The following is an 11,246-nucleotide window of genomic DNA, read 5'->3' on the forward strand; positions in this document are numbered from 1 at the left end:
GCAATGCGACAAATAGCGTCGCAAAGGCGCAGTTTAAACTGCCGCGCAGGTTAGAGGCAGGGTTGCCGGGATTTGATTTCGAGCCGTGTGTCCACCCGTAATTATGTACCGCACCCTGCCCTTTGCGCTCTGATCTGCTTGGCATTCTTTAGACCGCCAAGGATGAGCACGATGTCGTTACCTGAAGGACAACACCACGCAGCCACACACAACAGCCACCACTCAGAACACCCCGACAGCCACTATCACCCTCTCAGAAACGCCGTTCCCGACTGGCTCGCCAAGGCATCACTCGCCAGGCGCCAGGCACTCAAGCGCACCCGACCACAGTTGCTCGACCGCTTGACCACGGCACCGGCCACCCAGCATACCGAGCTCAACGCGCTCAATGCCGCGCACTGGAGCGCACAAAATGCCGTGGACCAGGCGCTGGAACACCTGCAAGACGTCAACAGCTTCGCCGAGCCCTTGCTCAGGGATGCGCTGAAAACCCACTTCGACCTGGAGGTGGACGTCAAGAAAACCTTCTTGCGCCTGTATATCCCCGCGACAATCCCCTGGTTCCCGATCAAGTCCGGCGCCGCCCGGACCTGGACGGTTTCGTTACTGGACGCGGCGCTGCACAACTTTGAAAGCAAAGAAACCGAAGCCGACGCCTACGAGCCTGACTCAACCTTCATCACTGAACCCTCGGCCACGGGGCAATTCACCACCCTGCCCGCACTCAAGGCAACGATCGGCATCCCGGCCTTTACCCGACTGTGCCGGGAACTGGATATTGGCGCCCAGTACAAGACTTACCTCGAAGACAACCTGGGCGTCTCCAATCCGGTGGTCGCCGCGGTTCTCCAGCCCAAGGTTATCCAGAGCCAGAAAGCCGCGCTGAAGGCGGCACTGCGATTTGCATGGATGAACGGCCATATTCAGTCGGATTATTTCCTGCTGATTCAGGGCATGCTCGAGGGCGTACGGGGCATGAAGCTGGAAGGTGAAGCCCTGCACTGTCACGACCTCAGGATAATGTCCTCGACGCTCACCGGCATTGTGCTGTTTGCCCCGAACCTTGAGCAGAGCCGCAGGCCGGTGCGAGTGGTGGCCTATGTCCCGGATGACCCCAATCACCCGATCAGGGAGTACCCGTCGACCGCTGATTTCATGCGAAGGCTGACTGAACAACTGCGCGATACCGACTATCGAGCATTCTTCAGCCGGTTCATTGCCCACGAACACCGAGGCTATTTCTTTGGCAATCTCGCCAATCGCCTCACGGAAGTCACATGGCATCAACACCAACAGGGCGACCCTCGGGCCTCATGGCGCGAGTCCGCCATCGACAATCCCGACCTCCAGTTCTCCGCTACCCCCATCAGGCGCAGGCTGTGGCAGCACCTCTACCAGGGCAAGCTGAACAAAATCCTCAATGATGCACGGGTCATGGCCGTATCGACCGCAACAACCGATCAGAAAGCCCGCTGGGCGCTGTGGGACTCTTTCGTCAACATCGCGACATCGATCCTCGAGAGCGCGGTGCTCGTGGTAGCTCCCTTCGTACCTTTTGCCGGGGAATTGATGATGGCCTACATGGCCTATCAGTTACTGGACGAGACATTCGAAAGCATCGTTGACTGGGCCCAAGGCCTGAAAAGTGAAGCCTTCGAGCATTTCATGGGCGTGGTCGAGTCGGTCATCCAGCTGGGTACCTTTGCCGCCGGTGGCGTGGTCGCGGCGGGCGAATTCCGCACCCTGCTGCCCAAGGAAATTGTCACCTTCATCGATCAATTCAAACCGGTCTCGGCACACGGTGGCAAAACCCGGTACTGGAAACCCGACCTGAGCGCCTACGAGCTGAAAACCCAGCTACCAGAAGGCTCGAAACCGGACGCCCAAGGCTTCTATCAGCATCAAGGCAAACGCGTTGTGCAGATCGAGGGCAAACACTACTCAGTGCAAACAGCGGCCGACACCAACGCTTGCTACCTGCAACACCCCACGCGACCCGATGCCTATCGATCACCGCTGAAACACAATGGTTCAGGTGCATGGAAAACCGAGCTCGATCATCCTCTGCACTGGGACAAAGCAAGGCTGGTGCGCCGTCTCGGCCACAACGTCGATGCCTTCACCGATCTTGAACTCGACCAGGCCCTGGACATCAGCAACGGCCATGAAAACGTGCTGCGCAAGATGCATGTCCATAGTGAGTCTGAACCGCCACTTCTGACAGACACCCTTGAACGCATGCGAATTGAAAAAGCTATTCAGGGCCTGATCGATCAGCTCAACAGTGATGACCCCCTGGTGTATCGCAAAGCCGATCCGCAAGCCCAGCTGCAATTGCTGACGAGCGACGGTCTATGGCCAGAAAGCAAAGCACTCCGCTTTCTCGACGCGGATGGACAGCCAGCCTGGGAATTCTCCGCGAAGGAGCACCTGCCCGTCATACAGATACACGAAGCCCAATTGAACAATGGTGACTTGCTTAAAACCGTACTGGAATCCCTTGACCAGAGCGAGATCAAGACCATGTTCGGCGAAAGCTTTGGCGACCCGACGCTCAATCTCGACATTCGTGCCAGTCGCCTGAGAAAAAAGCTCGGGCAAATTGCCAAAGACAAACGCGCGACGCTTTTCGAGTCACGCTACAGAGGACAGGAGGCTACGCAGGACCCTCACGCCCAAACAATCATTGAGGCGGCACCGGGGCTACCCCGGAGCGTTGCCCGAGAGTTGCTGAGCCTGGCCAGAGGCGACGAGCTCAAGGAAATCGATAACGGGCACCTGCCGAAGCGCCTGGAGGACCTTGCACAACAGGCCAATGAAGAGGTGCGAGTCACGCGCGCGTATGAAGGGCTGTATCTGGATTCGCCTGACTCGGCGGACACCGAAAGACTGGCCCTGCGCTCGCTCGAACGGTTACCCGGCTGGTCATCCGATGTGCGGATCGACATTCATGACCAGGCCTTTGAAGGCCCGCAGGTCGACGGCATCGGTGACGCCCAGGCCCCTATCCGCAAAGTGCTGGTGCTGACCAGCGATGGCCGGTACCAGGCCTACGATGACGAAGGCTTGCAACTTTCAGCTGCCACCGATCTCTATGGCGCCGTACTGCAAGCCTTGCCGGATGCCCAGCGAAACAGCCTGGGTATTCATATCGGCGAAAGCGGAAAACTGAAACACGCAATCCGAGACGCCCCCCTGGAGCGAGCCGAGTTTCGGACAGCCCTGTCACTCCCCCCCACACCCAAACCGGTCATTGAGACCCTGCGCCTGCTCGGGTCCGAAGGCTATCGCCGCAGCACCGGCGACCAACCACGCACACTGGAAGATCGCACACGAGAGCTTTATCCCAACCTTCCCCCCGAAGAGATCCAGACCCTGCTCCAACGACTGCAAAGCCACCCCGACGGCCCGCGCGCGGAACTCTCACGCCTGCGCAACGAGTACTACCAACTTGAGGAGGACCTGCATATCTGGGCCAACAATCCGCCCGCCGTACACCCGCAAACCCATGTCGCGCTCAGTGAACAGGCGTTGCTGACCGAGACCCAGAACCGCCGATTGCTCAGGGCGCAAATACTCCGCTGCTGGCGCCGGGAAACTGATTTTACCGATGAGCATTTGGGGGCCATGAGCGGCCACATCTTCAACTTCTCCCAACCCATCATCGGCGATCTCCCGGTCCTGAGCGCCGACTTCGGTCATGTCTCCTCCTTGTCGCTCCACAACAGCGCGAGCGCACGCGCCCTTGACCCGTTCCTGGAACGCTTCCCGAACCTGCGCCACCTGGAGCTGCGCAACTTTACCCTGCAGGAGCTACCGCAACCGATCAATGCCCTGCCGGCACTCGAGGAGCTGATACTGAGCGACTGCGGCCTTGTCCTCACCGCCGAAAGCCAGGCAACACTGGCATCGCTGAGCAAGCTTTCCGTTCTGGACCTGTACAACAATCCATTGGGTCTCACACCCAGCCTGGCAGCCATGCCCGAACTGATCTACATCGACCTTTCCAAGACCGGAATTTCCAGCATTCCCGATGGCCTGGTGAATCACCCTCGCATTCGAACAGCTCTTTTCGATGACAACCAGATCACCGAATTACCCGCTGCCCTCTTCGATCTTCCCGGCAACATCAGTGAGGGATTTGATTTTGGCAACAACCCACTGTCCTCGGTCACCCGAGAACGGGTAAAAATTCACTACGACCAGACCGAGAAAGACTTCGGGGTCTACGCCCAGCAGGCGGATATCGAACGAGTCCAAGCGCTGTATCCCGCCCTGGACACTGAAGAAGCCAGTGAATTCCTCTATAGATTGCCCGGAACACTGACAGACGGTCGAGCCGACCTGGCACGTCGCGAGCTTGAGCTCAGCCGACTCCGTAACGAGCTGAGCCTATGGACGGCCAACGTGCCCGCCACCCACCCGGTTACTGGCGCTCCCCTGACGGCTGACGAGCTGTTTGCCGAGCACGTCAAAAGGGATGAATTCAAGCAAAAGCTGGAACAGTGCTGGCGACAGATACCGACCGAAAGCATCGCTGTCAGCGAATATGGATTCACCTCACACCTGACAATCATGGGCGACTTGCCGGTACTGACAGCCGACTTCGGCCATGTGCCTGAAATGTATCTGACGAGCGCAGGCGACATCGCCCCACGACTCAGCCGATTCCTCGATGCTTTTCCGAACCTGGACAGCCTGACCGTGCGCGGATACCAACTGGATAACATCCCCGATGGTGTCTTCAGAATGAGCCGGCTGACAGTACTGAGCTTGTCTGAATGCAGGATCACCCTGACCCAGGAAACCGTCGATGGATTGGCGGGCATGAATAATCTTGACCACTTGAACCTGCGGAACAATCCGCTAGGCCTTAGCCCTGATCTCAGCCAGATGACGGAGATATCGTCATTGGACCTGAGCCATACCGGCATCACCGAAATCCCGAGAGGCGTGCTGAGCATCAATTCCTGGACGGATGCCGACCTGAGCAACAACGCCATTACCGAGATGCCAGTCGAGCTCCTGGAGGTCGATCCCGGTGTCGGTGAAAGCTTTGACTTCAGCGCCAATCCATTCACCGAACACAGCATGCAACGCATCGCCGCTTACTACCGGGCAACCGACAATGATCTCGGGTTCGCGCAAAGCGACATACCTGCACCCATTGATCCAGCGCCTGATACTGCTATTGAAGCCTGAATACTCGCTATTGGATCAGGCCATGGGGAGCTCGCGCTCCCCATGGCCAACCGCGGTCTAGCCGCGTTCGGACGGCACCGACGACAGCTCGAACGGGCTGCTGCTGCGGCGCTGGTTACGGTCTTCACGCGGCGTGGCACCGAAGAAGTTGCGGTAGGCGCTGGAGAAATGCGGCCCGGAGGAGAAGCCACAGGACAAGCCGATCTGAATGATCGACTTGCTGGTTTGCATCAACATCTGCCGGGCCTTGTTCAGGCGTAACTCCAGGTAGTACTGGCTCGGCACACGATTGAGGTACTGCTTGAAAATCCGCTCCAGCTGCCGACGGGACACGCACACATGCTGGGCGATTTCGTCGGTGGTGAGCGGCTCTTCGATGTTGGCTTCCATCAGCAACACGGCTTGCGTGAGTTTCGGATGGCTGGAGCCCAGGCGGTTCTGCAACGGAATGCGCTGACGCTCCCCGCCTTCGCGAATGCGCTCGACCACCAGCTCTTCGGACACCGCACCGGCCAGCTCGGCACCGTGATCACGGGCCAGCACCGCCAGCAACAGGTCGAGCACCGACATGCCGCCGCACGCCGTCAGGCGATCACGATCCCAATCGAACAGATGACTGGTGGCAATGACCTTGGGGAAGCGCTCGGCGAAATCGTCCTGCCAACGCCAGTGCACCGCTGCACGGTAACCATCGAGCAATCCGAGCTGCGCCAGGGGATACACCCCGGCCGACAGGCCACCGATCACACTGCCGGCACGCACCAGTTGCTTGAGCGCGCTGCTCAGGGCCGGGGTCAATGCGGTCGGCGGCTCATCGGCGAGCAGAAACACCTTCTGGAAGTTTTCCAGCTTGCCGGTCCAGGCCTCGCCCGGCAACTGCCAGGCCCCTTCGGCCGGCGGTTCGGCCTGCAGGAACACCAGCTCGTAAACCACTTCCGGATGCACGCGCTGGGCAACACGCAAGGCCTCCTCGGCCAGCGCCAGCGTCAAGGCTTTAGTGCTGGGCCAAATCAGGAAACCAATTCGATGGGCAGTCATGGCGGGCAATCCGAAACGAAAACAGTGTTAAAAGCCGAAGGCGGCTGCAACCAAATTAGACCATCTGGCGCGCGGTGCGCAGCATGACCTAATTGGGTGCATAACGGGAGCGATTACTTCAGGCTGCCCGAGAGGAATTGCTGCAAGCGTTCGGATTGAGGATTGACCAGCACTTCACGCGGGTTGCCGCTCTCCTCGACAACGCCTTGGTGCAGGAACACCAGCTGGTTCGACACTTCACGGGCAAAGCCCATTTCGTGGGTCACCACCACCATGGTCCGGCCTTCCTGGGCCAGGGCCTTCATGACTTTCAGCACGTCGCCGACCAGCTCAGGGTCCAGCGCCGAAGTCGGCTCGTCGAACAGCATCACCTCAGGCTCCATCGCCAGCGCACGGGCGATCGCCACACGCTGCTGCTCACCGCCGGACATGTGGCCCGGGTAGGCGTCCTTGCGATGGGATACGCCGACCTTGGCCAGGTACATCTCGGCCTTTTCACGAGCCTCGGCCTTGGACATGCCGAGCACATGCACCGGCGCTTCCATGATGTTTTCCAGCGCGGTCATGTGCGACCACAGATTGAAATGCTGGAACACCATCGACAGGCGCGAACGCATGCGTTGCAGCTGCTTGGGATCGGCCGCCTTCAGCGCGCCGTCCTTGTTCGCCACCAGCTTGAGCTCTTCGTTGTTGAGCAGGATCTTGCCAGCGTGGGGTTGCTCAAGCAGGTTGATGCAACGCAGGAAGGTACTTTTGCCGGAGCCACTGGAGCCGATGATGCTGATCACATCGCCCGCCGCTGCCTTCAGGGACACGCCCTTGAGCACTTCGTGACTGCCATAGCGCTTATGCAGGTCTTGGACTTCAAGTTTGTACATGCTGTCGGTTCTCACAAAAACAGTCAGTCGTTGAGCAAGCGCCCGTGACGCAGCGCTTCGCGCCCCGCCACCTTGGCCAGCCAGAAACCGGGTTGGGCGTACCGCAGCCGTTCAACGGCAAACAGCACACCGGCCGTACCAGCACATACCGTGCTGACCCGATCAGCCAAAGGATCGATCACCTCAAAAATCTCGTCACCGGCCTCGACCCACTCACCAGGTTGACGCAAAAAACTCACCACACCGGGGTGCGGTGCAAACAGCAATTCGGTGCCGTCGAACGGCAGGCCTTCGCAGGCTTCATGGGAAGGCTTCGGCCATTCACCACTGATCAGCCCCTGCTCCGCCAGGAACGCCAGAATGCCTTCGGCGTGCGCGCAGGCCGCCGGGCGCCCGGTATCGGCCTGACCACCCAACTCGAGGGTAGTCGCCAGGCAAGCCAATGGAATCTGCGCATCGGGGAACTGCCGGGACAGGCGCAACCACGGCAGCGAACAGGCCTCGTCAAACGAGCTGCCACCGGAATCCTCCGCCAGCAGTCCGACCCGCACATTCAGGTGCGCGGCCAACGAACGCCAGTGCGGCCAGTGCTGTGGCAAGGCGTACATATGCAACGCCGCTTCGGCATCGCAATGCAGGTCCAGCACCACATCCGCCGTACACGCATGAGCGAGCAGCACACGCTGCATGCCCTGCAACTGGCTACTGGCCGGCGGCAACGCGGCCAACGCATCGCCCATGGCCTGACGGATCAGTTGCACATTGGCGTGAGCATCATCCCCCAGCAGCCCGTCCAGCAGGGCGGCCACGGGAGCACTCAGTTCAACGAAGTCGCGGTTGAAATTCTTGCCGCTACCGGCTTCGAAGCGTCCCTGGTGATTGCCTTGCAGCAATTGCCCGAGCCCCAATGGGTTGGCCACCGGCACCAGCTCGATCACGCCTTTCAGGGCGCCCTGCGCTTCCAGTTCGGCCAGGCGCTTTTTCAGCTCCCAGGCCGTGCGCATCCCCGGCAATTCGTCGGCGTGCAGGCTGGCCTGGATATAGGCCTTGCGCTCGCCACTGCCGAAGCGGAACACCGAAATCCGGCGCTCGCTGCCCAGGTGGCTCCACGGCAAAGCGTGATCGATACGTTCCATATCAGTGCTTCCGCGGAGCCAGGTAGCCCAGCCAACGACGCTCGGCGAGCTTGAACAGGCGCACCAGAATGAACGTCAGGCACAGGTAGAAAACACCGGCGGTGATGTAGGCCTCGAACGGCAAGTAATACTGGGCGTTCACGGTACGCGCGGCACCGGTGATGTCGATCAGGGTCACGATGGACGCCAGACTGGTGGTCTGCAGCATCATGATCACTTCGTTGCTGTACTGCGGCAGTGCCCGACGCAGGGCCGACGGCAGCAGGATGCGCTTGTACATCTTGATGCGCGACATGCCCATGGCCTTGGCCGCTTCGATTTCACCATTGGGCGTGGCCCGCAGGCTGCCGGCAATGATTTCCGCCGTGTAGGCACTGGTGTTGATGGCGAACGCCAGGCAGGCACAGAACGTCGCGCTGGACAGCCATGGCCAGAAAATACTCTCACGCACTGCTTCGAACTGCGCCAGACCGTAGTAGATCAGGAACAGCTGCACCAGCATCGGCGTACCACGAATCACGTAGGTGAAGAGCCAGGCACTCATATTGACGATCGGCTGCTTGGAGACACGCATCAACCCCAGCGGCAGCGCCGCCAGCAGGCCGAAAAACAGCGACAGTGCGAGCAGTTTCAGGGTGATCAGCAGGCCGCCGAGGTACAGCGGCAGTGCCTCCAAAATGACGTTGTAGTCGAAGATCATAGATCAGCCGCCCTTACGCCTACCGAGTAGCGCTTCTCAAGGTGACGCAATGCCAGCAACGAGACACTGGTGATCACCAGGTACATCGCCGCCACCGCGAGGAAGAAGGTAAAAGGCTCGCGAGTGGCATCCGCCGCCTGCTTGGCCTTGAACATCATGTCTTGCAGACCGACCACCGAAATCAGCGCGGTTGCCTTGGTCAGTACCAGCCAGTTATTGGTAAAGCCGGGAATCGCCAGGCGAATCATCTGCGGCACCAATACCCGGAAAAACACCTGGAAGCTGCTCATGCCGTAAGCCATGCCGGCTTCGGCCTGGCCTTTGGGGATGGCCATGAACGCCCCGCGGAAGGTTTCCGACAGGTACGCACCGAAGATGAAGCCCAGGGTACCGATACCGGCCGCCAGTGGATTCAGGTCGATGTAGTCGTCATAGCCGAGCAATGGCACCACACGATTGAGCAGGTCCTGGCCGCCGTAGAAAATCAGCAGGATCAGCACCAGATCGGGAATCCCGCGGATCACCGTGGAATACAGATCGCCCAGCCAGGCCAGCCAGCGTACCGGCGACAGGCGCAGCGCGACCCCGATCAGACCCAGAACAATGGCCAAGACCATGGACGACAAGGCGAGCTGAAGCGTCAGCCATGCGCCATCGAGGATGACAGCCCCGTAGCCTTTCAACATGTTTCAGGTCCTCGAAAGTTGGGATGAAAAAATGGCGCAAACCTCAGAGCTCCTGCTGCTTGCGCCATTTCGGACTTATCGCTGCGACGTATTACTTGCCGTAAATATCGAAGTCGAAGTACTTGTCCTGGATTTGCTTGTACTTGCCGTTCTCGCGAATGGTGGCGATGGCCGCGTTGATCTTGTCCAGATTAGCCTTGTCACCCTTGCGTACCGCGATGCCTACGCCGTCGCCGAAGTATTTGACGTCGGTGAATGCCGGGCCCACGAACGCGAAACCTTTGCCGGAGTCGGTCTTCAGGAAGCCATCATTCAACAGGGTAGCGTCTGCCACGGTGCCGTCGAGGCGACCTGCAGCCACGTCCAGGTAGATTTCGTTCTGCGAGCCGTAAGGCTTGATTTCAGCCCCCAGTGGCGCCAGGACTTCACGGGCGAAACGCTCGTGGATCGAACCGCGCTGCACACCGATATTCTTGCCCTTGAGCTCGGTCAGGCCATCGCTGACCTGGGTACCGGCCTTCATGACCAGGCGCGCCGGGGTGTTGTAGTACTTGCTGGTGAAGTCCACGGACTTCTTGCGATCGTCGGTGATCGACATGGAAGACAGGATCGCGTCGATCTTGCGCACCTTGAGTGCCGGGATCAGACCGTCGAACTCTTGCTCGACCCAGACGCACTTGACCTTCATCTCTTCGCACAGGGCGTTGCCGATGTCGTAGTCGAAACCAACGATGCTGCCATCCGGCGCCTTGGATGCGAACGGAGGGTAAGCCGCCTCGATACCAATTTTCAGAGGCTTTTCATCGGCGAACGTTGGCAAAGACAGCACGGACAGTGCCAGGGCGCCAAGAAGCACGAGTTTCTTCATCTTTGGACTCCATCGGTAAAGGGCGAAAACGGCAGAGTGAGCGACAGCCCAATATGCGAATGGGTGAAACGAAATAAACGCTGCTGCGTCCCGGCAATCGCGCGTTGAATTCAACACGGACTACGACGAGCGAGTGATCGGCATTCTAACGACAGGCCCGAGGTCGATATTTCTTCAATGCGACAACATATTACAGAAGCACCGAGAAAGCCGTTCGAGCACGTTGACAGCCCTTGAGGTTTATGCAAGAGCAAAAGACATGGAACCGATCTATGTTGCAAATAGCGGGCCTATTATTCGCAAACCCTTCTAATCCGGCAAGCGCAGCGTAATGTCTTATTTTTTGTAGCGCTAACAAGCCCTGAAATCGGGCCTTTACGTTTCTCATTACCCCGAAAGCGGGCGAGCGGTTACACATTCAGTTACTTGAAGGGTGGCCGGTAACAGTGGGAATAGTCTTACGAACGAAGCCGATAATTATTGGCTGGTGATGATGCGGTGTAGGACCGGCCTCTTCGCGGGCAAGCCCGCTCCCACAGGATTTTCACCGTACCCGTGGGAGCGGGCTTGCCCGCGAAGAGGCCGGTACAGCCGACACAAAAAACCCAGACAAAAAAAGGTTCTTCACGGATTACCGGGAAAGACGCTCTTGATCTTCATGAAAAAGAATTCGCTATCCCGGTAACCGTACGCCATCCGTTTGATGACCTTTATTCGATTGTTTATGCCTTCCAACTG

Annotated in this window: 8 protein-coding genes; 1 reads left to right on the top strand and 7 read right to left on the bottom strand. The window is 59.0% G+C overall.

The genetic code is table 11. The annotated features are described in order from the left end of the window. Positions 1–171 precede the first annotated feature (171 nt). Entirely contained in the window at positions 172–5,202 is a 5,031-nt protein-coding gene (locus CKW25_RS25090; RefSeq protein WP_095083568.1) for a dermonecrotic toxin domain-containing protein, read from the top strand. 57 nt (positions 5,203–5,259) lie between these two features. On the opposite strand, the gene argR is transcribed toward CKW25_RS25090, so the two are convergent. From argR to CKW25_RS25125, 7 genes are all read right to left on the bottom strand, one after another. Continuing rightward, positions 5,260–6,240, bottom strand: a complete 981-nt coding sequence (argR, locus tag CKW25_RS25095; RefSeq protein WP_095083569.1) for a transcriptional regulator ArgR — start codon at positions 6,238–6,240, stop codon at positions 5,260–5,262. A 113-nt stretch (positions 6,241–6,353) separates the two neighbouring features. Continuing rightward, positions 6,354–7,118 carry an ABC transporter ATP-binding protein gene (locus CKW25_RS25100; protein ID WP_095083570.1) on the bottom strand — a complete coding sequence of 255 codons (765 nt, stop codon included), beginning with the start codon at positions 7,116–7,118 and terminating at the stop codon, positions 6,354–6,356. Positions 7,119–7,141: 23 nt separating this feature from the next. After that, positions 7,142–8,254 carry a M14 family metallopeptidase gene (locus tag CKW25_RS25105; RefSeq protein WP_095083572.1) on the bottom strand — a complete coding sequence of 371 codons (1,113 nt, stop codon included), beginning with the start codon at positions 8,252–8,254 and terminating at the stop codon, positions 7,142–7,144. 1 nt (position 8,255) lies between these two features. Next, the gene (locus CKW25_RS25110) at positions 8,256–8,954 is read right to left on the bottom strand and encodes an ABC transporter permease (RefSeq protein WP_095083573.1); all 699 of its coding nucleotides are present in this window, start codon (positions 8,952–8,954) and stop codon (positions 8,256–8,258) included. Further along, positions 8,951–9,640 (bottom strand): ABC transporter permease, encoded by a 690-nt coding sequence (locus tag CKW25_RS25115; RefSeq protein WP_095083576.1) that lies wholly within the window; start codon positions 9,638–9,640, stop codon positions 8,951–8,953. Before CKW25_RS25115 ends, CKW25_RS25110 begins: the two co-directional genes overlap by 4 nt. A 91-nt stretch (positions 9,641–9,731) precedes the next feature. After that, on the bottom strand, positions 9,732–10,508 hold the full coding sequence (locus tag CKW25_RS25120) for an ABC transporter substrate-binding protein (protein ID WP_095083578.1): 777 nt from the start codon (positions 10,506–10,508) through the stop codon (positions 9,732–9,734). Positions 10,509–11,132: 624 nt separating this feature from the next. Beyond that, a partial coding sequence (locus tag CKW25_RS25125) for a transposase (RefSeq protein WP_143497295.1) occupies positions 11,133–11,246 on the bottom strand: 114 nt, incomplete at its 5' end.

It is taken from the genome of Pseudomonas sp. Irchel s3h17, assembly GCF_900187505.1.
GTDB lineage: Bacteria > Pseudomonadota > Gammaproteobacteria > Pseudomonadales > Pseudomonadaceae > Aquipseudomonas.